23 protein-coding genes and 1 other annotated feature are annotated in these 25,273 nt (G+C 29.2%); of the genes, 7 read left to right on the top strand and 16 right to left on the bottom strand.

The features are described from left to right. Nucleotides 1-53 precede the first annotated feature (53 nt). From B3B03_RS12790 to B3B03_RS12760, 7 genes are all read right to left on the bottom strand, one after another. Complete coding sequence (locus tag B3B03_RS12790; protein WP_346846952.1) at nucleotides 54-860, bottom strand: hypothetical protein; 807 nt, start codon at nucleotides 858-860, stop codon at nucleotides 54-56. Nucleotides 861-953: 93 nt separating this feature from the next. After that, the gene (locus tag B3B03_RS12785) at nucleotides 954-1,538 is read right to left on the bottom strand and encodes a hypothetical protein (protein ID WP_346846951.1); all 585 of its coding nucleotides are present in this window, start codon (nucleotides 1,536-1,538) and stop codon (nucleotides 954-956) included. 94 nt (nucleotides 1,539-1,632) lie between these two features. After that, nucleotides 1,633-3,171, bottom strand: a complete 1,539-nt coding sequence (locus tag B3B03_RS12780; protein WP_346877500.1) for a hypothetical protein — start codon at nucleotides 3,169-3,171, stop codon at nucleotides 1,633-1,635. Nucleotides 3,172-3,272: 101 nt separating this feature from the next. Continuing rightward, nucleotides 3,273-4,115: a 16S rRNA (adenine(1518)-N(6)/adenine(1519)-N(6))-dimethyltransferase RsmA gene (gene rsmA / locus B3B03_RS12775; protein ID WP_346877499.1), complete on the bottom strand. Its 843-nt coding sequence runs from the start codon at nucleotides 4,113-4,115 to the stop codon at nucleotides 3,273-3,275. 1 nt (nucleotide 4,116) lies between these two features. Next, complete coding sequence (gene rnmV / locus B3B03_RS12770; RefSeq protein ID WP_035130849.1) at nucleotides 4,117-4,659, bottom strand: ribonuclease M5; 543 nt, start codon at nucleotides 4,657-4,659, stop codon at nucleotides 4,117-4,119. Nucleotides 4,660-4,927: 268 nt separating this feature from the next. Further along, nucleotides 4,928-5,953: a 3D domain-containing protein gene (locus B3B03_RS12765; protein ID WP_346846948.1), complete on the bottom strand. Its 1,026-nt coding sequence runs from the start codon at nucleotides 5,951-5,953 to the stop codon at nucleotides 4,928-4,930. A gap of 320 nt (nucleotides 5,954-6,273) precedes the next feature. After that, a complete protein-coding gene (locus B3B03_RS12760; RefSeq protein WP_346877498.1) occupies nucleotides 6,274-7,038 on the bottom strand; it encodes a TatD family hydrolase in 765 nt (254 codons plus the stop codon). Between the two features lie 414 nt (nucleotides 7,039-7,452). On the opposite strand from B3B03_RS12760, the gene B3B03_RS12755 reads away from it, so the two are divergent. After that, entirely contained in the window at nucleotides 7,453-8,220 is a 768-nt protein-coding gene (locus tag B3B03_RS12755) for a histidinol phosphate phosphatase (protein ID WP_346846946.1), read from the top strand. A 21-nt stretch (nucleotides 8,221-8,241) separates the two neighbouring features. Here B3B03_RS12755 and B3B03_RS12750 read toward each other — a convergent pair whose 3' ends face one another. Next, entirely contained in the window at nucleotides 8,242-8,490 is a 249-nt protein-coding gene (locus tag B3B03_RS12750; RefSeq protein ID WP_346846945.1) for a TIGR04076 family protein, read from the bottom strand. A gap of 76 nt (nucleotides 8,491-8,566) precedes the next feature. Continuing rightward, nucleotides 8,567-10,501, bottom strand: a complete 1,935-nt coding sequence (gene metG / locus B3B03_RS12745) for a methionine--tRNA ligase (RefSeq protein ID WP_346846944.1) — start codon at nucleotides 10,499-10,501, stop codon at nucleotides 8,567-8,569. Nucleotides 10,502-10,585: 84 nt separating this feature from the next. After that, nucleotides 10,586-10,834 (bottom strand) — a binding site (T-box leader). A 411-nt stretch (nucleotides 10,835-11,245) separates the two neighbouring features. Between metG and B3B03_RS12740 the strand changes: the two genes are divergently transcribed. Further along, nucleotides 11,246-12,631, top strand: a complete 1,386-nt coding sequence (locus B3B03_RS12740; protein WP_346846943.1) for an MATE family efflux transporter — start codon at nucleotides 11,246-11,248, stop codon at nucleotides 12,629-12,631. A 320-nt stretch (nucleotides 12,632-12,951) separates the two neighbouring features. Here B3B03_RS12740 and B3B03_RS12735 read toward each other — a convergent pair whose 3' ends face one another. Together B3B03_RS12735 and B3B03_RS12730 are read right to left on the bottom strand one after the other, a co-directional pair. Then, complete coding sequence (locus B3B03_RS12735; RefSeq protein ID WP_346846942.1) at nucleotides 12,952-13,485, bottom strand: spore maturation protein; 534 nt, start codon at nucleotides 13,483-13,485, stop codon at nucleotides 12,952-12,954. A gap of 14 nt (nucleotides 13,486-13,499) precedes the next feature. Beyond that, on the bottom strand, nucleotides 13,500-14,075 hold the full coding sequence (locus tag B3B03_RS12730) for a nucleoside recognition domain-containing protein (protein ID WP_346846941.1): 576 nt from the start codon (nucleotides 14,073-14,075) through the stop codon (nucleotides 13,500-13,502). A 180-nt stretch (nucleotides 14,076-14,255) separates the two neighbouring features. Here B3B03_RS12730 and B3B03_RS12725 point away from each other — a divergent pair, with 180 nt between their 5' ends. Both B3B03_RS12725 and B3B03_RS12720 read left to right on the top strand, forming a co-directional pair. After that, entirely contained in the window at nucleotides 14,256-14,459 is a 204-nt protein-coding gene (locus tag B3B03_RS12725; protein ID WP_035130841.1) for a hypothetical protein, read from the top strand. A gap of 78 nt (nucleotides 14,460-14,537) precedes the next feature. After that, nucleotides 14,538-14,723 (top strand): hypothetical protein, encoded by a 186-nt coding sequence (locus tag B3B03_RS12720; protein WP_035130839.1) that lies wholly within the window; start codon nucleotides 14,538-14,540, stop codon nucleotides 14,721-14,723. Between the two features lie 98 nt (nucleotides 14,724-14,821). On the opposite strand, the gene B3B03_RS12715 is transcribed toward B3B03_RS12720, so the two are convergent. Both B3B03_RS12715 and B3B03_RS12710 read right to left on the bottom strand, forming a co-directional pair. Next, complete coding sequence (locus tag B3B03_RS12715) at nucleotides 14,822-16,315, bottom strand: leucyl aminopeptidase (protein ID WP_346877497.1); 1,494 nt, start codon at nucleotides 16,313-16,315, stop codon at nucleotides 14,822-14,824. 86 nt (nucleotides 16,316-16,401) lie between these two features. Beyond that, a complete protein-coding gene (locus B3B03_RS12710; protein ID WP_346846939.1) occupies nucleotides 16,402-17,277 on the bottom strand; it encodes a YitT family protein in 876 nt (291 codons plus the stop codon). Between the two features lie 200 nt (nucleotides 17,278-17,477). On the opposite strand from B3B03_RS12710, the gene cls reads away from it, so the two are divergent. Continuing rightward, nucleotides 17,478-18,932, top strand: coding sequence for a cardiolipin synthase (gene cls / locus B3B03_RS12705; protein WP_346877496.1), 1,455 nt, complete (start codon nucleotides 17,478-17,480; stop codon nucleotides 18,930-18,932). Between the two features lie 121 nt (nucleotides 18,933-19,053). Here cls and B3B03_RS12700 read toward each other — a convergent pair whose 3' ends face one another. Both B3B03_RS12700 and B3B03_RS12695 read right to left on the bottom strand, forming a co-directional pair. Then, complete coding sequence (locus B3B03_RS12700) at nucleotides 19,054-20,619, bottom strand: hypothetical protein (RefSeq protein WP_346877495.1); 1,566 nt, start codon at nucleotides 20,617-20,619, stop codon at nucleotides 19,054-19,056. A 115-nt stretch (nucleotides 20,620-20,734) separates the two neighbouring features. Continuing rightward, nucleotides 20,735-22,294: a hypothetical protein gene (locus B3B03_RS12695; protein ID WP_346877494.1), complete on the bottom strand. Its 1,560-nt coding sequence runs from the start codon at nucleotides 22,292-22,294 to the stop codon at nucleotides 20,735-20,737. A 232-nt stretch (nucleotides 22,295-22,526) separates the two neighbouring features. Between B3B03_RS12695 and B3B03_RS12690 the strand changes: the two genes are divergently transcribed. Then, entirely contained in the window at nucleotides 22,527-23,099 is a 573-nt protein-coding gene (locus B3B03_RS12690) for a hypothetical protein (protein WP_346846935.1), read from the top strand. A gap of 63 nt (nucleotides 23,100-23,162) precedes the next feature. Here B3B03_RS12690 and B3B03_RS12685 read toward each other — a convergent pair whose 3' ends face one another. Continuing rightward, a complete protein-coding gene (locus B3B03_RS12685) occupies nucleotides 23,163-24,338 on the bottom strand; it encodes an N-acetylglucosaminidase (RefSeq protein WP_346846934.1) in 1,176 nt (391 codons plus the stop codon). Nucleotides 24,339-24,507: 169 nt separating this feature from the next. Here B3B03_RS12685 and rluF point away from each other — a divergent pair, with 169 nt between their 5' ends. After that, complete coding sequence (gene rluF, locus B3B03_RS12680; RefSeq protein ID WP_346846933.1) at nucleotides 24,508-25,233, top strand: 23S rRNA pseudouridine(2604) synthase RluF; 726 nt, start codon at nucleotides 24,508-24,510, stop codon at nucleotides 25,231-25,233. The last annotated feature ends 40 nt before the right edge of the window (nucleotides 25,234-25,273 follow it).

Raw genomic sequence — 25,273 nt, 5'->3', positions numbered from 1 at the left:
CGATCATTCAATCATCATGCTATATCCTTTTAATTACTATATTTATTTTACTTTTAGAAATCTTCCGGTTTTTCATCACTTATGCTAAACTTCCATTCTCCACGATCATAAACGTTACTTATATAATAGCTAGTAGAGGAAGCATTTTTAGTCTTTTCAAATGTAACAATACCTTTATATTTCTTAGATGTATATCCTTCTGTTTTTATATTCATAACTACATTAAAATCATCTCTGGTAACAGAGGTATCCATGAATGTTACTGATTTAAGCTTATTTACTTTCTTCTTAAATTCCTCAATCTCTGTGGATATTTGAAAACGTGCAGCCATATTATCACTAGATACATTAACTCCAACATTACCTGCATCTTTATTAGCGGATACGTACTTATCTATACAACTTAAAATAGAAGTATAATATACATACTCAAAGTCGATAGGTTTTCTTATATTTGCAAAGTTTTTTATGATATCATTATCAAGCCTCTTAGAAACAATATACTTATTATCATCATTATACAGATTTGCCCCATCCTTTTTGTCAAGTCCAGCTACATAATTAAAGGTCTTAAATTCTGTTGGGCTCTCATATATCTCCAGAGTATAGTCTGGGTCTAAAGTTGACTTTTCTTCAACAACACTTGCACTAGAAAGTATACTATATATATCATTTATTACATCTTTGTCAGTAACAGTAAACTTATAACTTTTATCTCTAGTACTCTGAATTGTAACCTTCATAATGTTCCTTTCTTGCATATAGTTAAAATCACTATTTCCCCTTATACCACAAGCGGAAATTAGTAATGATGATATTATTAATAATATAACTATAAAATTACTTTTTACTCTTCTCACCTTTGCCCTCCACTTGAAAAATTCTTAGAATTTTTCATTCTTTATCATATGTTTTATTATAATAGTTGTTATACATTAAATCAAATAACTCTTTTACTTTTCAAAGGAAAAAGTTTTAACTATATTTTCAAATACCACTTGTGTATTCTCTCTAGCTTTTTTATCACTAATTATAAATGTTATTCTAGCCACATAATCATCGTATGGAACATAATATTCATAGGTTCTTTTTACATTTTCTTTACTACTTTTTAAATCATACTTAATATAATCTAATTCTATATTATCTATCTTCACTTTTTCTTTTTTATAGTCTTTTATTCCCATACCCTCTACATCTGCTATGCACTTATCTATTGTTGCTTTAACACCTTCGCTGTTACTTATAAGCTCTATAGAACCATAAGTATTAGCATCATCTGAAACAAATTCATTTAAGTATACAATTTTATCATCTTTATTCTCTTTTATTGTAGTTAACCAGCTACTAGGCAACTTATATTTTATTTTACCATCTAGAATATCATATTGCTTAAATTCAACCATACTATTCTGAGTTAATGTAGCTGTTCTTAGACTTTCTTCAAAATATTTTCCAACTCCTAATATAACTATCATAAGCCCTGCTAGTATTATTGCTAATCCTAATTTTCTCATATTATCATCTACTAATTTCATATGTTACCCTCCCTTTATTAATATACTATGTCCCTTTTTCAAAAAATAGAATAAACTCCGAATAAAATTCGGAGTTTTAAATTCACATATTATCTTACCTCTTAACTGGTACAACCACAGTATTGCCTTTTATATCATAATACATTAACCAATGACCTGTTTTATCATTATCTTCATCTGGCATGAAAGTTACGAAACCAGTCTTTCCTTCATATGGTTGGTCTGCCAAATCTCTTGTGCCTGGTATTGCATATATAATATATTTTAAATTACCTTCATCATCACATTTATATCCAACCATGAAATTTCCATGTCGTGATATATAAGGATAATAGCAAATCATAGGGTAGAACACCACAGAATATTTATTGTAATCATAAACACAATACATATCCTCTAATTTTTTTACATGAGCTTTGTACCAAAAACAATTTTTAATATTCTCATTACTACCAATCTTTTCTAAGCCATAGATAACTTCTTTAAAAAATTTACCCATAGTTCCCATTGGATAATCCTTATCATTCCATTCACTTTTTTTATGTTTCTCAGGTTTGCAATCTTCACATTTTTTATCTATATCGTCATAATCATATGATTTTTTCACCTTACAATCATCATATTTATTCTTCTTTTTAGAGTGTTTTTTTCTATAATCTTTTAACCTTTCTATTTCTTTTTCATATTCTTCAAATATTCTATTCTCATCATCAATATAGTCTTCATCATTACTTTCTAATTGTTCATTTATTAGATCATTCTTTACTAAAGGTTCAATTTCTTCAACATCAATAATATCTACTTCATCACTTATATAATTTTCATCGCTCCTTGTATTAGACATTGGAGTAGGGGTGATTCCAGGTATATTGATATTAGGAATAGGAGTAGAAGTACTTCCAGGTATATTAGGAATAATTCCACCATATGGAGTATTAGTAATGTTTGTATTATCAGTTCCTATATTTTGTGGCATTCCTGTTTGTTGTTGAGTATTATCAGTTCCTGTATTTTGTGGTATTCCTGTTTGTTGCTGTATATTATTGGTGTTGTTTTGTATAATTCCAGCATTACTTTCTTGCTGCCCTAAATTTGTATTTTGAATTTGAGGCACTACTTTATTCATATTTCCATTATCTGATTTTGGAGTTTCTTTTACTGGTGTAGTTGTACTATTACTTTCTTTTACAGTATTACTATCACTCTTAGCTAGAGGATAGTTCTGCCAGTTTTTAAGCTCTTCCCCTCCAATAAACCCTACCATTACAGGCATAACTTTATCTGCACTTATCTTACCAATAGCTGCTCCTTGCACCTTGTTCATACCTATGTTTGTATTTACTAAATTATTGGCATCAAACTCATTGCTAACATCAGCTTTTCCGCCATCATCTATATTGATTCGACCAAGATTTATTAGTTCATTACCATTGTTTCCTTGAACTATTAAAATCATAAAGTATGGGCCCTTTTGCTTTTTAAGATTTTGAGCATAAAATGAGGCTTTTGCTTTATCATTTCTTACCTCTAACTTAGCGTAGCCTGAAGGTGTTTTATTGGAATCTAGTCCATATCCTTTTTGATCTTCTTGTAATATTATAAAAAATCTATTATAGCTTTTTCTAGACGGCATACTCTCTACCTCCATTTTTATTTATACATTATAATATATGACTATTATGTATAAAAAATGAAGGATATTCTTTATTTATTTTTATAAGAAAAAAGATTCGTCTATTTAAGGCGAATCTCGTATATCTTATTTGCTAAAGTAGCAAACTCTTCTATTGTTAGAGTTTCACCTCTTCTAGTTGGATTAATACCCGCATCTTCAAAAGCCTTTTCTTGCAGTTCCTTAGATAATCCTATAGCCTTCATACTATTCCATAGAGTTTTTCTTCTCATATTAAAAGACTGCCTTATTATATTAAAGAAAAGTTTTTCATCCTTCACTTCAACTCTAGGTTTATCTAATTTATCTAATCTAATAACTATAGAATCTACTTTAGGAGATGGTATAAAACAACTTGGAGGTACATTCCTTATAATTTTTGTATCACAATAATACTTTGCAAGTAGAGTAAATGCTCCATATTCTTTAGTACTTGGTTCTCCATTAATTCGTTCTGCAACTTCCTTTTGAATCATAATAGTTATAGATTTTATATCTAATTTATCATTTAAAAGATTTGCTATTATAGGCGTAGTTACATAATATGGTAAATTAGCTACTACCTTTACACTTTTTTCTTCACCTATTAGTTCTCTATAATTTACCTTTAAAGCATCTTTATTTATTAAACTAAAATTCTCATAACTAGATAACTCTGATTCCAAAATAGGTATTAATCTAGAATCTAACTCTATACTAGTAACTCTTTTAGCCCTTTTAAGTAACTCCCTAGTTAAAGTTCCAACACCTGGACCTATCTCTATTACGTAGTCATTCTCAGTTATATTTGCACCTTCTACAATATCCTCAAGCACTGTGTAATCAGTTAAAAAATTTTGTCCTAACCTTTTAGTAAACTTAAAATTATATTTTTCAACTAGTTCTTTTGTATTTAATTTATCCATACTAAATCTCCTTATCTACCTTCTTCATAGCTTCTACAAACTCATCCTTAGATATACCATAATTATTTAATCTAGTTAATAGCTGATTTGTATTACTATACCCTATTCCTAATTCTCTTCCAATAGCATCTCTTCTTTTTTTAGCATCTTTATCTGCTGTTAATCTAAAATAGTGCATATCTTGTATAGTAAACTCATGTCTAGGCTCTTTTAATTCACACTTTGCTCCATTTAAAGCCTTGATAATAGTTTCTGGTGAAGCATTTTCAACTCCTATATTATCACCTTTTCTTCCTTCACTTTGAGTTATATAAGCATGCTTAATATTAGGGACTCTTTTAGCTATAATTCTTCTTATTTTTTCTCCAGCAAAATCAGGGTCTGTTAAAACTATTACCCCTTGTCTCTTATTAGCCTCTTTTATTCTTTCAATAACTTTACTATTTATACCAAATCCACTAACTGATATTACTTCAGCATCAACAGCTCTTTTTACAGCTGTCACATCATCTCGTCCCTCTACCACTATTACTTCCTTAATCATAAAAGCCTCCGTCCTGCATTATGCTATATAAAATATTATGTAACCTTTATATAAAAATTATCCTATGACTACCTGCTCTAACCCCCCCCCATCTTCTTCAAAGTGGGAGTAAAGAGCAGCTACGTCCCTGGATAACGATTTCTAAAGCTTCGAAGAAGCTAAGAACTCTGTTTATATATTTCTTTGTATTTTAAAATTTCTCAATGTAATTATATCATAGCATATTTAATTTTAGGCATCTGAAATAAAAAAATAGGAGCCTATGCTCCTATTTTAAAATATAAACGTTAACCTGTCTTCTTCCCCAGTTAACAGCTTCATCATAGCTATTAACATACACATCAACCTTATTACCTACTATGGCTCCCCCTGTATCTTCTGCAATGGCAAGTCCATATCCTTCGATATAAAGTTTTGTTCCTAATGGAATTACTCTTGGATCTACAGCTACAGTGCTGTATCCATTTGGATTACGTCTAACAGTTGTACCTGTTGCTGTTATAGTACCTGAATCTCCCCTATCGGAAGTATATGCAGTTGATACACAAGATATCATACTTGAATATGCAAAGTCTTTTGCATTGCCACCACGTGATGGTCTTACAACAGCTAAGGTTCCTATATCTATTATCTTATTTATAGGATTTTTACTAACAACCTCTTTTACAACTCTTCTATTAACCTCTTTACCATTTTCATACACAACCTCTGTTGTGATAGTTCTCTCACCCATAGAGCCTTTTTGAACTTCTTTTTCTACTCCTTGGTTAAGTTCAGAGTTTTTTCTTGTTTCAGTTTCAAAAGCTATTGGTTGAACTTCTTTTAAAAGCTCCTTCTTTACTCTTGTAACCTCAACAGTCATACCTGCTTGTAGATTTTCATCCATAGACGGAACTATCTTGTCCTCTTGACTTATTTTAATATTCTCAGCTTCTAACATATCTTCTACTGTTTTCTCTGCTGATGCTATTGATAAGTTTTTTCCGTCTACCACTACTTCTACATCTACTGCCTTATTAATATAAATTATGTCACCATCATTAACTTCGCTGTCTAGTTCCACAGAAATTTTATCCTTCTGAGCAACTGTTATGCCGTTGTTCTCTAGTATAGTATTTAAATTTTTTGATAATGTAGTTATTTCTACTTTTTGACCATCAACTACTACTTCAACGGTATTCCTTAACCCCCAAATAGTAACTGCGGCACTTAATAGAATTAATACAACAACGAACACCGTCTTTGGCCAAATTGAAAAATTGCTTTTCAATTTATCTTTGAATTTAATCATCATAAAGATTACCTCCCTCAGACAAGAGTACTTTGCTATTATATATTAGATACCATAGTTATGTCAAATTTAGCACTCTAATCATTGAATTGACTGAACTTAATGCATACTATGCATAATAAAATAATAATTAAAATAATAGCTTTTCTGTGTTTTAGTTTCAGTCTTTCCGGGGTGATAAGTACAGGTTTATATTATACATATGCAAAAATAAGTTCATTTATTCTTTATATACATTTGACTTAAAAACTAATGAAATTTATATCTATAATTTAATATATCTAAAACTACACTTTCAAATTTATATTTCAAATTATACCTCACTAATTTAAATTAAACAAGCTTTTTGTGTTAAATATTGTAATTTCTTCAATTTGTTTTCTGCTTGTACCTTTAATGTTAGCTATTTCTTCTATGATAAACTTTATATAATTTGATTGATTTCTCTTTCCTCTATTTGGTGTTGGTGCCATATATGGACAATCAGTTTCTACCAATAACCTATCTAGGGGTAATTCCTTTACCACTTCTTTTATTACCTTAGAATTTTTAAAAGTAACTACTCCAGTAACCCCTATATAATATCCTAATTTTAAACATTCTTTAGAGAATTCTACACTTCCTGAAAAGCAGTGAACTACACCTATTACATCAGGAAATTCCTTTAATATTTCTAGGGTATCTCCATGGGCATCTCTATCATGAATTATAACAGGCAAATTAAATTCTTTAGCTATAGCCATTTGCTCTCTAAAAACTTTCTTTTGTACTTCTCTTGAAGGGTTTTCTTCCCAATAGTAGTCTAATCCTATTTCTCCTATTGCAACTATCTTCTTGTCCTTAGCCAAGCTACGTATTCTCTCTTTAACTTCATCCCTAAATTCATCAGCATTCTCTGGGTGAATTCCCGCAGCGGCATAAATGAAATCATAATCTTCAGCTAACTTTACAGACATTTCAAGACCCTTCAAGCTAGAACCACAATTTATTACGCCTATAACCTCTTTATCTTTTATCTCTTTTAAAATAACATCTCTGTCATCATCAAATTGTTCATCATCATAATGAGCATGTGAATCAAATATCATATTATCCCCGCTTTCATAAGTTAAATTTTTATCAATTCCATCTTTATCATTTAATTTATCATATATGGTAAATTAATCTTTGTCCATAGCTAAAATTCACTAATAAACAGAGTTCTTTACTTCAGAGGGAGTTTTTTACTCCCTTTGAAGGTTACTAACAGAATTCTAAGTATCAATTTATTTGATACTTAGAATTCGTTGTCCTTTAGGGGAAATCGTTATCCAGGGACGTAGCAGCTCTTTATTCTCTCTTCAAAAAAGATGAGAGCATTAGAACTGGTAGTCATCGGATAAATATAAAAGCTAGTAAGGTATTTAGATTTTATCCAACATATGTAAATTTATTCATGATACCAAAGGAGTAAATTTCATACTGTGTTATAATTATATAGTAATATTTAAGGGGGTAATCTTATGATTTTTGATAGCCACATACATACTTGTTTTTCTACTGATTCTAACATGAAGCTAACTGATGCTATTAATACAGCAGGTAAACACAACATAGGTTTAGTTATTACAGACCATATGGATTTAAATTATCCTAAGGAAGCTGGATTTCGTTTTAATGTAGACGATTATTTTAAAAAATACGGAGAATACAGAAGTAATAATCTATTATTAGGTATAGAAGTTGGAATGTCTCTAGATTATAAAGAAGATAATGAAAAGCTTATAAATTCCTATGGCTTTGATCAGGTTATAGGTTCTCAGCATACAATAAGCAATATTGATATTGGATACTGGGATATTTATGAAGGCTTATCCTATAGAGAAGTTCTAATTAAGTACTTTCAAGAAATTTGTGACTGTATAAAAACTCATCCTTACATAGATACTTTAGGTCATATAGATTATATATCCAGATACGCACCTGTAAGTGATAGTGAGATTTACTATGATAAATATAATGATTTAATAGATAGTGTTATAAAAACTTGTATTGATACTAATACTGCTATGGAAATAAATACTCGTAGAATAAAAAGCAATGTAACCTTTGATAATCTAAAAAAAATCTATAGTAGATATAAAGAATTAGGAGGAAAGTATATAACTATTGGTTCTGATTCCCACAACCCTTCTGCTATTAATAACAATTTTAAAGAAGCTCTTTTATTATGCCATCTATGTAATGTTAAACCAATATATTTCAAAAATAGAAAGCCTGAATTTTTCTAAATACTCAGGCCTTCTATTTTTTTATTCTATAACTTCTCCCTTAACTTTCACCCTTCCTCCATCTGGACATGAAAGCTGAAACATCTTTCTACGTTCATCTCCAAAATCTAAATCTCCTCCATTAAGTAAAGTATATACACTTGGATAAATATTTTGCCACAATTCATGACAAATAGGAGGACAAATATCTTCCACTTCATATATGTCTCCTTTTTTATGATATCCACACCTACACTTACTTTCTAAAACAGTTATTCTTACCTTTCCCATATAATTCCCCCAATGATTTATTTACCTTTAATTATATAATAAAAAAAGCTACATCCAAAGGATGTAACTTTTTTTATTATCGTACTATTGAACCTGATTCAATGTCACCTGGATCTACTACACATAATTTTGAATCATCATCTGTAGCTGCAGAAAGAATCATACCTTGAGATATTTCACCTCTTAAAGTTACAGGTTTAAGGTTAGCAACTAAGACTACGTTCTTTCCAATTAACTCTTCTGGCTTGCAGTGCATTGCAATACCTGATATAACTTGACGAATCTCTCCACCCATATCTACCTTAAATTTCAAAAGTTTTTTAGCTTTCTTAACTGGCTCACATTCTAAAACTTTAACTACTCTAAGGTCAATTTTTTCAAAATCATCTATAGTTATTTCTTCCTTTATTGGAGTTATTTCTCTTTTTTGTGCAGCTTTTTTAGCTGCTTCAGCGATTTCTTCAAGTTCTTTTATTTTAGCTTCCACATCTATTCTTGGGAATATTACAGCGCCCTTATTAACATTAGTTCCTGCAACAGTACCATCAAAAGAAGTCAAACTTTCCCATGTAAAATTAGAAATATTTAATTGCTCATTTATTTTGGCACTTGTTGTTGGTAAAAATGCTGAAGTTAAAGAAGATATTATTCTTAAACTTTCACATAAGTTATAAAGAACTGTAGCAAGTCTTCCTTTTAAGTTTTCATCCTTACCTAATATCCAAGGAGTTGTCTCATCGATGTACTTATTGGTTCTTCTAATTAATGTCCATATATGATCTAGTGCATCAGAAACTCTTAAATGCTCTATTTCAGCTTCAACCTTCTTAGGTACTTCTAATGCAACGGAAATTAATGCTTCATCGATAGCCTCCTTAACATCTGGAGCTGGAATTACTCCTCCAAAGTATTTCTCTACCATAGTTACAGTTCTTGAAACTAAATTTCCAAGGTCATTAGCTAAATCTGAATTAGTTTTCTTTATGAATATTTCATTATTGAAAAGTCCGTCAGAACCAAAAGGTATTTCATGTAGTAGGTAATATCTTACAGCATCTACTCCAAAGTGATCTACAAGTATCACTGGATCTACTACATTTCCTTTAGATTTAGACATTTTACCACCATCAACTAAAAGCCATCCATGACCAAATATTTGTTTTGGCAACTCTAATCCTAATGCCATTAACATAATTGGCCAATATATAGTATGGAATCTTAATATATCTTTTCCTATTAAGTGTACATCTGCTGGCCAGAACTTCTTATAAAGCTCCGTGTTTTCTTGGTTATAACCTAATGCAGTTATATAGTTTGAAAGAGCATCTATCCAAACATAAATTACATGACCATTATCAAACTCAACCGGTATTCCCCAATCAAAAGATGTTCTTGATACACATAAATCTTGTAATCCTGGTTTTAAGAAGTTATTTACCATTTCATTTTTTCTTGATTCTGGTTGTATAAAGTCTGGATGAGATTCTATATACTCTAAAAGTCTATCTGCATATTTAGACATTTTGAAGAAATATGCTTCTTCTTTTGCCTTTTCTACTGGTCTACCACAATCTGGGCATTTTCCATCTACTGCTTGAGTCTCTGTCCAGAAAGCTTCACAAGGTGTACAATACCAACCTTCATAAGAGCCTTTATATATATCTCCTTGTTCATATAGCTGATTGAATATTTTTTGTACAGAGCTTTTATGATAATCATCAGTAGTTCTAATAAATTTATCATAACTAATGTCCATAAGCTTCCAAAGATCTTTAATTCCAGATACTATTTCATCTATGTATTCTATTGGTTTAACGCCCTTGTCTTCAGCTATTCTTTGAAGCTTTTGACCATGTTCATCTGTTCCTGTTAAAAACATTACTTCATGACCTGTAAATCTTTTAAATCTCGCTATAGCATCAGCTGCCACAGTTGTATAAGTATTTCCTATATGAAGATTAGCTGATGGATAGTATATTGGTGTAGTAATATAAAATGGTTTATTTGTCATATTTCTTCCTCCTAAAATTATTGTATTTTTATTATATCTTTTGGCTTTAAGTCTAAAAAAAATCTCTATGCAGAAATATTTCTACATAGAGACGTTATATACGTGTTACCACTCTAATTCATATCTACTTCACAGTAGACACCTCAATAAGTAACTTAGCCTTAGCCTTTATTACTTTGTCCTATAAGGGGGACTTCCCTATTTTCCTTGGTGACTACACTTCAGAAAATCTGCTCCAAGACCATGTTCCTAAACTTCTTTTTCGCTAGTTTTCACCTATTCTAGCTCTCTTTAGAAAATTTCATTTAGTACTCTTCTTTTCTTCGCATTAAATATCAATATTAATTAATATGATAATACTATAATTATTTTATGTCAACGGTATAATTAATATATTATGTTTATTAATATATTATTAAATAGTAGCAATATAATTATTCATAACTTCCCTTTAGATATATGTTTAATCACACCTTCAAAGGGTAGAATAGCCCTGAAACCCGCATGAGCACAACAAATAGTTAACTATTTAACTAGCCTTATAGTTTTATATACAGCTATTTATATAGGTATATATTTATATAGTAATTTATTCACTTTTATGAATTTTTATACTTTATTTATTTTTATTTGTATTACATCTATTTTTTTTTGGAAATATGAATTATCATTATATATGTGCCATAATTTTCTTACATTATTATTAGGCAATTAAAAGGGTATTTTTTTAAAGGAGGTAGTTATATGGAATTATTAAAAAAGAACCTTTATTTAAATAAATCTACAGTAAAGGATGTACTTAAACTATCCTTACCAGCTGTAATAGAAATGTTATTATATACAATGATATGGACTGTTGATACTATGCTTATAGGTCAATATGGAGGGGATATTGCTGTTAGTACTGTAGGAATGTCTAGTGAAGTTATTTATACCTTTACTAATATTTTAGTTGCTCAAAGCTTATCTGTTGGAATCACTTCAATTGTAGCAAGAAGATACGGTGCTAAAGAATTAGATAAGGCTAATGAATATGCAACCTTAGGATTTTCTTTAGGATTCCTAGTAAGTATGGCTACTACACTATTTATATTCTTATTTAGTAAAAAATTGTTAGTTCTAGCTGGTGCTGAGCCAAGCATAATAGGATTAGGTACAACTTATATAAACATTGTATGTATTGGCTTGCCCTTTAATATGTTATCTAGTATGTTAAATGCTGTTAATAGATCCTATGGAAATACTAAAACTCCAATGATTGTTTCTATTGTTATGCTTGTAGTTAACCTTTCATTAGATACTATATTAATATTTGGTTTACTTGGTTTTCCAGAACTTGGAGTTAAGGGTGCCGCTATTGCTACAACTATAGCTAATATATCAGGATTTATTTATTCAGCTATATATACCTATAAAAAATCTCTAATAAAAATTGAATTTAAGTACTTAAAGAAATTCAGCGGTGCTAGAATAAAAAATATTACTTCTTTATCTGTACCTGCTGGAATGCAAGAAGCTGCCTATAGTTTAGCTAGACTTTTTACAAGTATGATGATTATGCATCTTGGTACCATCGCCTTTGCTGCTAACCAAATTACTTTAACCTTAGAATCTATTTCTTTTATGCCTGGGTGGGGATTTGCCGTTGCTGCTACAACTCTAGTTGGAAATAAAGTTGGTGAAGGCGACTATAAAAAAGCTAGAGAGTATGGTCGTACTGCTATGATTTTAGGAATAGGTGTAATGTGCATATTTACATTACTATTCTTAATATTCCCAGCACAACTTATTAAAATGTTTATAGATAGTAGTAATACAGAAGTTATTTCTCTTGGAGCAGCTTGTTTAATGATAGCTGCTGCAGAACAGCCTGCCATGGCACTATCGATGATTGTAGGTGGAATTTTCAAAGGTTATGGTGATACTAAAACTCCATTTATTATAGCCTTCGTAACCTCTTGGTTTATAAGACTTCCACTAGTATTTATATTCATTTATTTACTAGGCACATCAATAACTGTGTTCTGGATTATATGTTTTGTTCAATGGTCTGTAGATGGACTTCTTCTTTATATATTCTATGTGAAGAAACTGAAGCCTATCAATAGTCATATAACAAAGCTAGACTAAAATATTGATAGCTATATATTAAAAACTGCCTAATAAAGTATGCTAATGCTCTTTATTAGGCAGTTTCATTTACTATTATTTTCTTAAGTAATCTCTTATATAATTTAATTCCTCTCTAGTGTAAAATTCTTTTTATTGTTGCAACTACAGCTCCTATTATAAAAAACAAGATAAGAAGATAAAAAAAATTCTCCATAAAAACATCCATAACTTTTTCTCCCATCTAGAATCTACTTATATATCATACTTTACAAAATATGTTATATATAGGCAAATTCTATACTTTTAATTAAACTCCTCCCCTGTATTAACAAATTTCTTTATCTCATTAACATTACTGCTAAATTAACTGCTAAGAGTACAGCACATAAATCAACTATTAGAGCTACCCATAAACTGTGTCTTACCTTCTTTATACCAACAGCTCCAAAATACACAGTAATAGTATAAAATATAGTTTCTGTACCACCCATTATTATAGATGATAGAAATCCTAAGAAAGAATCTGGTCCATAGCTTTTTACTATATCTGTGAAAACCCCAATTGCTCCACTACCTGATAGTGGTTTTATAAATATTAACGGAACGATTTCTGGAGGTATACCTACCACGTTAACAGCTGGCTTTATTAAGTTTATAACATAATCCATAGCCCCTGAAGCCCTAAAGCAATTTACTGCTATAAGCATAGCTAAAAGATAAGGGAAAATCCTTACACATACATTTATACCTTCCTTAGATCCTTCTACAAAACATTCATATACTTTTACCTTAGCAATAATGCCATATAGTACTACAGCACCTATAATTATTGGAATTATTCCCTTTAAAAAATAATCAAATATATTTCCCACGGCATTTTCCTCCTTTAAAAGTATCTTTGTAAAAACTTACATAAAATAATTCCAAGTATAGATGCAAAGGTTGTAGTACATAGTGCTGGTAGAATTATTGAACCTGGATTTCCAGAATTAAATGCAGCTCTAATAGAAACAACTGTAGTTGGCACAAATTGAATACAGGCTGCATTTAAAACTAGAAATAGTACCATATCGTTGCTTGCCACATCTTTATGCCCATTTATTCTATCCATTTCCTCCATAGCTCTTATACCAAAAGGAGTTGCTGCATTAGATAATCCAAACATATTAGCTGTAAGATTCATAACTATAGCTCCTAAAGCCTTATCATCTTTTCCTGCTTCTTTAAAGATTATTCTAAGTATAGGTTTTAACAATCTGGCTAATTTGTCTGTAAGGCCACTTCTCTCCGCAATTTTCATCACCCCACACCAAAGACACATCATTCCTAATAGCTCTATAATAAGCTTAACTGTATCTGATGTAGTTGATACTATGGTTTTAGATAAGAGCTCTCCATCTCCTGTAAGTACGCCAAAAGCTATACCTATAAATAAAATTCCGAACCATATTACATTTATCATACAAACTCTCCTATATCTTTAATAAATTAATATATATTTATATGTAATGTATATGTTCTTCCTTTAAACAATATTTAGATTTTTTATTATATAGAAAATTCTATCCTCTATTTTATCATGCATAAAAACTGTCAATTTAGGAAAAACTATTAAAAATCATACTAGGAGGTATATTATGTTATGGATTTAAACGAAATAATAGAAATGAAAAATCAAAACCCTGGAGCTACTGGTTATTATAACAATAGAGAGTTATTCATTAGAAAAGTTTATGATAATTCTGGTCTTGTAGAAGTTGTTGATTTAGTTAATGGAGAAGTATACTCCCTTCATAGTAGCAAAATTGATAAGTCTTATACTAACTCCTATAATTCATTTCAATAAATTTATAGTTGAATTTAAATCTTCTCAATGATAACATTTAATGTATAGATTAAATAAAACAACTAAAGGAGATTTTTTATGAATGAAACTAATTTAAAGCAAGCGCAAAAAGAGATTGATGAAGCACTTTCTACTATTGAAAAACTAGAAGAAAATATTAAATTTAATTCTGTATCTGAGGATATGATAAAAGAAAACTTTATTTCTCTTGCTAAGAAAGTTCAAGAAATTGAATCTGTTCTTAAAAATGAAGGTATCTTATAATTAAATATTTACATAATGAAAGAGTATAACTTTATAAATTCAAAGTTATACTCTTTTATCATTAAAAAACCTGTGTTTCCACAGGTTTTTTATGTTTATTAATATTTTTTAGCAATTTCATATAATAATCTTGACCCTACTCCTGTTGCACCCTTTGAGAAATATTCTCTATTTGGTGTCTGTGATGTGAAAGCTGTAGCTGCAATATCAAGGTGTAACCATGGCTTATCTTCTACAAATTCACCAATAAATAATCCTGCTGTAATTGCTCCTGCACCTACAGGGCCAGTTGAGTTAACTAAGTCTGCATTACCAGTTTTTATTTTTTCTTTATATTCATCAAAGGTTGGGAATCTCCAAACTCTTTCATCACAATGTAAAGAAGCTTCCTCTAAAAGTGAGTAGAATTCATCATCATTAGTTACAACTCCTGTAGCGGCACTTCCTATAGCACCACCTACAGCACCAGTAAGAGTAGCAATATCAACTACCTTAGTTACATTTTCTTTTCTTATTATATAAGTAACTGCATCTACTAAAGTTAATCTGCCTTCAGCATCTGTATTTATAATTTCTATGGTTTTACCATTCATAGTATTAATTATATCTCCAGGTCTATATGCATCTCCTGAAATTAAATTCTCACAAGCAGCCACTACAGCTACAATATTTTTCTTTAATCCCTTTCTTGCTATGGTAGACATGGCACCGATAACAGCACCTGCTCCCCCCATATCACTCTTCATAGTCCACATACTTCCTGCAGTTTTTAGGCAATATCCACCTGCATCAAAGGTTAATCCTTTACCTACAAGACCTAATATATTTTCTTTATTATCAGTATCACCCATGTATCTCATTACAATTAGCTTTGGTTCATTTGAAGAACCTTTGCCAACGGATAAAAATGATTCCATACCAAAGTTTTTAATTTCTTCTTTATTATATACTTCAACTTGGAATCCATGATCAAGGCCTAATTGCTGAACTTTTTTAGATAATGCCTCTGGAGTTAAAATATTAGCAGGCTCATTTACAAGCTCTCTTGAAATTAAATTTCCTTCTGCAAGTAGTCTTCCTTCTTCTACAGCTTCATTTAATTTAGCTAAATCTTGGTCCTCATGAAATATAATTCTTACTTCTTCTAATAGCACTTCTTTTTTATCACTTTTATATTTATCAAAATTATAAGTAGTCATTATAATGGATTCAGTAATAGCTTTAACTTTTTCATAATTACAACAACAATCCATAGATTTCACATGTAAATCTAGAGTTTTTATTTTTTGTTTGATTACTTCCTTGATTAACTTAGAAGTATTATTTCTAACATTATCTACTTTACACTTAGCTTTTTCACCAAGACCTACAAGTATAGTTTTTTGTATAGATCCATCTTCTATATTAGTTAGTGTATATAAATCTCCTTTTTTGCCAGTGAACTCTTTACTTTCACTTAAGCAACTAAGGATATTATTTAATTTATCACATGGAAACCCTTGTTGTAGTTCCATATAACTTTCAAATAAAAATATACCTTTGGAATTATTATGTGATTGAACATTTTTTAAGTTCTCCACTTTTATATTCATTTTAATCACCTATCCTTTCAAAACTGAATATACATTCTATACTTAAATAGTTTCTATACTTATTTTCTAAATCCTTCTATAATGTTCTATTTTTCTTCTTTGTATCCATCATACTGTGGCTGAGTAAATCCCCTTCCTACTACTTCTCTTACATCATTTATTATTATAAAAGCTTCAGTGTCTACTTCTTTTACAATTCTTTGAAGCTCAATTAATTCTTCTGTAGAGCATACAATATACAATATATCTTTACTTTTTCCAGTATATACACCCTTACCATTTATGCTTGTTATTCCTCTATTTAAGTGCTTCATTAATTCTTGTGCTATTTCACCAGACTTTTCTGAGATTATATGTACTTCTTTAGAGTAATTTACACCCTCTACTAAGGTATTTACTACTTTAGAAACTATAAATATAGATATCAATGCATACATGGCTTTTTCTACGCCAAAAACAAATAAACCTACTACTATTATCATTCCATCTATGCACATCATTATTTGATTTATAGGTATTTTCTTCAAATAATGCTTTATAATTATTGCAAGTAAATCTGTACCTCCTGTTGATGCAGATGATCTTAATACTAATCCAACTCCAGCTCCTACAAAAAGGCCTCCAAATACACTTGATATTAATAAGTCAGATTGAACCGGCGGGATAAAACTAGTATACCAAAGGGCAACAGATACAAAAGCTGCTCCAAATATAGATTTTTTTGCAAAATCCATCCCTTTTATTTTTATTCCTACTATAAATAATGGTATATTTACAATTACATTAGTTAACCATAGTGGAATGCTAAATACATAATCTAATATAATAGCTAAACCTGATACTCCTCCGGTAACTAAATGTTGTGGTGAATAGTATACGTTTATTCCTATAGCCAGTATTGTTATACCAACCATTATCATTAGATAATTTTTAAGTTCACTTTTGTTAAAAAACTCCTTCATTTTGCCCTCCCGTTTATTTTATGTTATACTATATTATTTATGTTACACTAGTTTTATAGCATAGAATTATACATGTTGCAAACACTAATTTCAATTATACTTTTATTATTATAATAATTATATAGTTTTTATAGTTTTTTATATGTATTTTTTATATGTTATGCTAAAATTTAATTATTATATTATAATAAGGAGTTTTTATGGATAATTATACTGTTTTTTTAAATATTATAAACCTTATATTTGTTGTAAATATTGCTTTTGCTATAATTGTAATTATATTTGAAAAGAGAAATACTAGTAATACTTGGACATGGCTTATGATAATGTTGTTTATACCATTTATTGGTTTTATAATGTATTTATTCTTTGGTCAAAATCTTCGTCGCAAAAAATTCTTTGTTCTAAAAAAGGAAGAAGAATCTGTTCTTATGCAATTCTCTGAAGAGCAAAAGCGCCTTCTCAGCGACAAAGCTATAGTTAATAATAACTCTCTATTAAAAGAATATCATGATGTAATAAATTTAAATCTATATAGTGATAATTTTATTGTTACTAATAACAATAAAGTAGATATTCTTAATAATGGAAATGAAAAATTTCCTATCATGATAGATTGTATAAAGAATGCCAAAAATTTTATTCATATTCAGTACTATATCTTTAATGATGATAATCTAGGCACTGAAATACTTAATCTTTTAGTGAAGAAAGCAAAGGAAGGTATTGAAGTTAAACTTCTTTACGATGGTATGGGTTGCATTCATAATAAAAAGCATTTTTTTGATCCACTGGTAAAAGCCGGTGGAGAAGTGTATTGCTTTTTTCCACCTTTTATACCTTATATAAATGTGAGAATAAACTATAGAAATCATAGGAAAATCTGTATTGTAGATGGAGAACATGGTTTTGTTGGAGGTTTAAACGTAGGAGATGAATATTTAGGCCTATCTAAGAAATTTGGCTTTTGGAGAGATACTCATCTTCATCTTCAAGGTGACTCTGTAAATTATCTAGAAGTCAGATTTTTGATGGATTGGCGTTTTGCGAGCAAAAAAGACTTTTTCATGGAAGAAAGGTATTTTCCTAGAAAACCATACATAGATAATACAGCTGTTCAAATAATTTCTAGCGGACCTGATTCTGAGTGGTGTAGTATAAGAAATACTTACCTTAAATTAATAAGCAAAGCTGAAAATTCCATTTATATTGAGACTCCATATTTTATTCCAGATGAAAGTATCTTAACAGCTCTTAAAATAGCATGCCTATCTGGTGTAGATGTTAAAATTATAATACCTTGTAAGCCAGATCATCCATTTATTTATTGGGCATCTAAGTCCTATATTTGGGAACTTGTAGAATGTGGTGCTAAATGCTACACCTATGACAATGGATTTATTCATAGCAAAATGGTATCAATAGATGGTAAAATGTGTACTATAGGAACTGCTAATATGGATATACGTAGTTTTAATCTAAATTTTGAAGTTAATGCCATAATATATGGTACAATAACTACTTCTGAGGTTGATAAAGCCTTTGAATCAGATATATTGCAAAGTACTTTACTCACTCCTGAACATTATTCTAATAGATCTCTAATAATTAAATTCAAGGAAGCTATATCTAGACTACTATCTCCTATTCTATAAACAGGATTTTAGCTATTCTATAGATCATTTTATTGAGTATAACAAAAGTACTGTGATTATTAAATAAACCGTCATATCTATAACTATTAGAAGTTTAAAATAGATATGACGGTTTAAATTTTTATATTATTAATGGAGCATATATCATCAAAGTTAATAATGCATCAATTAATAAACTTAAAACAAATTTTGATATAAATATTCCCTCAAATTCACTTGTATAAGTACAGTATCCATAACTATATGTTATAACTGCTATTAATATACATAAGACAATACCAACATAAATAGGGGCTATAGCCGGTGGTAACATATATACATATTTAACATAGAACATTTTTATTATAAAAAAGATCTTTGCACAAGTTGTTAATATAGCTACTATTATATATGCAATCTTCTTTTGCTTATTAGATAGCTTATAGTCTAGGAATGTAACTGCTCCACTTAAAACTAAACCTATTGCTATCCATGGGAATCCAACAATTATTATAGATACAAAGCTATTCATAAGTCCCTCAATAGTATAAGTAAGTGCACTTTTCTTCTCTGACTCTCTTGGTAAATTATTTACAGCCTTAAATCCTTCATCTGTTGATGCTATGACAACATCATATAAATCTTCATCTCTAAAACTTAAGTAACTAATATAATCCTCGTTTACATAAGGATTAATGCATACTCCTCTTGTTCTTGTAACTGGCTCAACTTTATTTATCTTACCATCCTTTACAACAAAGGATGCTATTCCTCTTCTTTCCTCTTTCTTCCCATAAGAGTTATCTATTGTAGAAAAGAACTTTCCACCTTCTTCGTCAGAGTAAGTTCCTATAGCATTTATTAGTTCATTTGATTCATTAATTCTTGGTTTACTTTCCTTAACCTCACCTCCAGCTATAGGAAACTCGAATAACCTACAAGAGTGAAGTTCACCTTTAACATATTGCTCAAACATTGTATATCCATTTTCTCTATCTGAAGAACAGGACATATTCTTATAAGTAACTCTATTATTCTTAGCTATTTCTTCCACTAATATAGGTTCTGAAACCCTATCTTCATTAAATGTAATTGCTTTAATATATGAGTTGTCTTCCATGTAACATATTAGAAAACCGTCTTTATTCTTACTGGCTGAAAGCATGTCTGTATTTTTTGCTGGAATAGATATCATTTTATCTTCTACTGTATTTATTATCTCAAGTTTATCTTTGTAAGCAACTACTATATTGTTATTATCTAATTGATAAGTACTATTTATTCCTTTAATATTCTCTCTACTAACCTCATTTAAATCTTTATCTATATATACCTTTAATAAGTATCCCTCACAATCTTCTATAGAGTTAAGCATTAGTATATACCCATCTACACTTTTAGCGAGTAATACATTGTTTATTAATTCTTCATTAACTTCATATTGTTTATTATTCAAAACTTCTCCTACAGTATTGGTTTCAACAATATTAAGATTTTTATTATTATCATATGCTACAAGTATTCTATTCTCTTCTTTCAAAATTACTGGAGCATTTTTCGTTGTTGCAGTTGCTATACTTACTTCCTTACTCCATGTTTTAGATGGTGGTTGTATTTCTAAATTATAGTTATTCTTATAGTTTCCAATAAGTATTAATATACACGTCACAATAATAAGAAAAATTAAAAGCATTTTTTTCTTTTTCATTTATATATCTCCTTAAACTATTTATTATTATGCATATGTTTTATATAACTTTAAGAGATTATTTCAATTAATTATAAGAAATAATCTCTTTTTAAATTCTAATTAAACTTTATTATTATATTATAAGAGGTACAAATATCATTAATGTAAACAATGCATCAATTAACATGAATATACTAAACTTACCTAGAAATATGCTCTCAAAATCATCTGTATAGACCATATATCCATATCCATATACAACTAGTCCAATTAAGGAGTTTATCAATATTCCTACAAATGATGGAGCTAAAATAGTAGGTAACATATGTGAATATTGCACATAAAAAGCTTTATTTATAGTACATATTTTCATTACTACAACAATAGTAGCTAGTATGATATACATATACCTTTTCTTTTTATCATCAAATTTGTAATCCATAAAAGATACTGCTCCTGCTATAACTAAACCAGGAACTATCCATCTAAATCCTATTATTATAATATAAGATACACTATACATAAAACCTTCTACTACATACCCAAGAGATCTCAATCTCTCATCTCTACGAGGTCCATTATTTGCATCCTTAAACCTCTCATTACTAGATGCTATATTAACACTATATAATCCATCCTTCTCAAAACTAAGAAATGCTATATATTCTTCATCATTATATGGATGAATACATAATTCTCTTAGTCTAGTTATCTTCTCTGAACTTGAAACTTCACCATTTTTTATTTCAAAAGAAACTATAGCTTTTTGAAATTCCTTTTTACCAAAAGGCACTCCCATGGTGGCATAAAATCTTGCACCATTTTCTGAATAGGCTCCTTTAGTATTTATAACGTAACTGGATTTATCAACCGCAAGCTTACTAACCTGGCCCTCTCCTCCACTTATAGGAAACTCCATTACTTCTGTAGCAAAGTATTCATTTCTATCATATTTCTCTACAAGCAAATATCCATTTTCTGCATCTGAAGACAATGACATTGCTCCATAAGTAATTTTGTCAGTTTTAATCATCTCCTTGATAAGAAATGGCTTTGATACCTTTCCACCTTTAACTGTAAATCCTTTAAATAATTTCTCCTTTTCTAAGTAACATATTAAAAGTTCATCTTTACTTTTATTAGCAGTAAGCATACTTAAGTTTTCTACTGGCACTTCTATATTTTCATTTGATACTGTGTTTACTAACTTAATTTTATCTTTATAGGCTAAAACTATATTTTTACTATCAATTTGTTCAGTAAATGTAATTCCTTCTTCTATTTCTCTTTTCACCAAATTTAACTCTTCATCTAAAACTAACTTTTCTAAATAATCTATGCTTAATTTATTAGAATTATAAATCAAAGTATATCCTTTATCAGTTTTGGTAAATATTAAATTCTTAAGTAATTCTTCTTCTACAGCATATTCTTTAGTTTTAATTTCTTTTCCATTTAAATCTGTTTCACATACTTTAATCTTTTTAGTGTCCTCATATGCTACTAATAAACGATTTTCTTCTTTTATGATTACTGGTGTATTCTTTCCTAACCCACTTCCAATTTTTACTTCCTTACTCCATTTTTCCGACGGTGGCTGTTTCAATAAATTGTAGTTGTTTAAATAATTACCAATTGCAATTATTAAAAATCCCATTATTATACTTAATAATAATATCCTTTTTTTATTCATATTAACTCTCCCCCAAGGTCTTAATAATTCTCCTTTTTTATCTATTAGTATAAATTATACTCCCGGTATACTGAATATTCAAACACTTTTTTTGCAAATATTAGCTAATATAATATTTTTTTGTAATAAAATATTTTCTTATGATGATGATTACTTTTGCTTTTATATTTTAAAATTGTATTGTAAAATATACTTATGTTGTAAATAAATTTAATTAGTGAAAGGTATTTATATGCGAAAATCTGGTAAAGTAATTAATTTTGATGATGATAAAGTTTATATAGTAACAAATAATAAAGAATTTGTTACATTAGAGAGAAATGATAAAGCTCCTATTAAAGGTAATATTTATGATGGTACTGTATATGTAGATAGGTCAAATCTTATAAAAGTATTTATAATACTAATATCTATTTGTGCATTAGTATTAAGTTGTATTTATTTTATCTTCTTTTCACCTAGAGCTAATATAATCCTCTCTTTAGATTCCAATATCAAAATAGGTATAAATAGAAACAAGATAGTTAAAATTACAGATTCTAGTGGGTCTACTTTAGGATTGGAAAGTTTAAGTTCACTAAAAGGAAACGAACTAAATTTAGGCTTAAATCTTTTATTTGACTCAGCATTAAAAGAGGAATTAATCCCGAAGTGTGATGAATATTCACCTGGCAGTATATATATATATATAACTAAGGATAACAAAAGAGAGCCTCTTAATTTTGATAATTTTAAAAAATATGCTGGAAAATATAATTATAAAGTTATAATTAATAGAAATGATAATGATCTTAATATTGACTAATATATTGATTTTATAATTTTAAAACCCTAGTCAATTTATGACTAGGGTTTTATACTATACTTATTATTTATACACCGGTATTTCAAATTGTGGTTTAACATTAGAATGCTTGTCCATTATTAATTTAATATTAGTTACTTGTTTATATGACCATACAATATCTGTAGCGTATTGATGCCATGGACTACTGTAATTGTGAACATTCCATCTCATTTCATATATAGTATCTTGAGCTGGTCTAGGGTTCTTTGCATTTTTATCTGAATGTATATAATTTTCAGCAATCCATTTAATACCACCTTTAATAGCTGCTTCTGGTGAAGTCCACCCATTTTTATAGGCTGATTCTGCTCCAGAGCTTACTGGTGAATTATCAAAGGCACAAATTCCAAAGAAATTATAAACCTTAACGGTAGTTCCATCTTCTTTTTTATAGTCTACTCCTTTTGCCAAGGTAGATGTACCATTTCCAGTCTCTAATAGTGCATGTGCCACTGCATAGGCTTGATTTACATTATTGGTTTTACAAGCATCGTAAAATGCTTGTCCCATACTAGATAATGTACCTTTACCCACTAATACATTATTTAGCGTACTTACACTTATATCTTGTATGAAGTTTAGTTTCATAAACATATATATACCATTTTTATCATTTTTATATCTGCTTGGTTCTAAATACTGTGCTATATCTGTTTTTCTTGCATCTCCAGAATATAAAGCTCTAAATATTGGTGGTTTCTTATTATATTGGATATTTGCAAAATTATCTACTGTAGTTCCTACTGAATAAGTAGACATTGTACCTAATGTGGATACATTATGGTTTGATGGCACTGTAGAAAATTCCTTTACTGCAGGTAATTCAATATATTTTCCTTCACTATCATATAAGCCAGATTTTACAATTATACTATAGGTAGTGCTTGTACTATATCCTCCAGAAGGCGGTGTTATTTTTATAGCCTTGTTAGTTGCATTGTAGCTTAAACCTACCTTTAATTCACCACCATTAGGTGAAAAAACTTTTACATAAGTACTAAGGTTATTTATTAAGTTTGTATGTAGTCTATTACTAAGCTTTATTGTCCAAGTTTTATTTGTTGGTATATTTATTTGATGGTTTAAATCCTGTATATTTACTGCTGCAAAGGCACTACCAGTTAATGCCAATGGTGTCATACACATTATAATTACTATTAAAATACTAGAAATCTTCTTTACTACTTTATTATTCATAGTTCCCCCCATATCCTCTAAAATTTTATTTATATAATATCTATTATATTGTATAATACTAATAACATTGATATTATGCTATAATTATACAATAAATTTAAAGTGAATGTAAGTAATTATATAATAACTAACATTCATTAAGTCTTATGCTAGGTGGTGATATAACTATATGGATAATAAAAACTTACTTAGACTTAATAAGTACATAAGCGAAAGTGGAATTTGTTCCAGAAGAGAAGCAGATAAGTTTATTGAATCTGGTAAAGTATATGTAAATGGTATCTTAGCTACCCTTGGAACAAGAGTTAGTCCTACTGATACTGTAGTAGTTGATGGAAAAACTATTAAACCTAAGTCAAATAAAGTATATATAGCCCTTAATAAACCTGTAGGGATTACTTGCACAACAGAAACTCATGTTAAGGGAAATATAATTGACTTTGTTGACTATCACGAGAGAATATTCCCTATAGGACGTCTCGATAAACCCTCTGAGGGATTAATATTTTTAACTAATGATGGAGATATGGTAAATAAAATATTACGTGCAGGAAATAATCATGAAAAAGAATATGTAGTTTCCGTTGATAAACCTATTACAAAAGAATTTATTAATTCAATGGAAAATGGAATTCCTATACTTGGTACTGTGACAAAGCAATGCAAAGTTAGAAAAATTGGCAAATGTACTTTTAATATAATTTTAACCCAAGGTCTAAATAGACAAATTAGAAGAATGTGCGAATACTTAGGATTCAAAGTAACTAGTCTTAAACGTATTAGAATTATGAATGTGTCCTTAAGTAATCTTCCTACGGGGAAATGGCGTTATCTAAGCTCTGAAGAAATGTCCACAATCATTAATCTTACTAAAGATTCAATAGGTACTATTTAAATTGAAACTCAAATATAAGTAAAAAAATAAAAAAGAAGAA

This window comes from Clostridium sp. UBA5712 (genome assembly GCF_002419845.1).
GTDB classification, from domain to species: Bacteria; Bacillota; Clostridia; order Clostridiales; family Clostridiaceae; genus Clostridium_J; species Clostridium_J sulfidigenes.
This window is presented reverse-complemented; position numbering and strand designations above follow the sequence as displayed.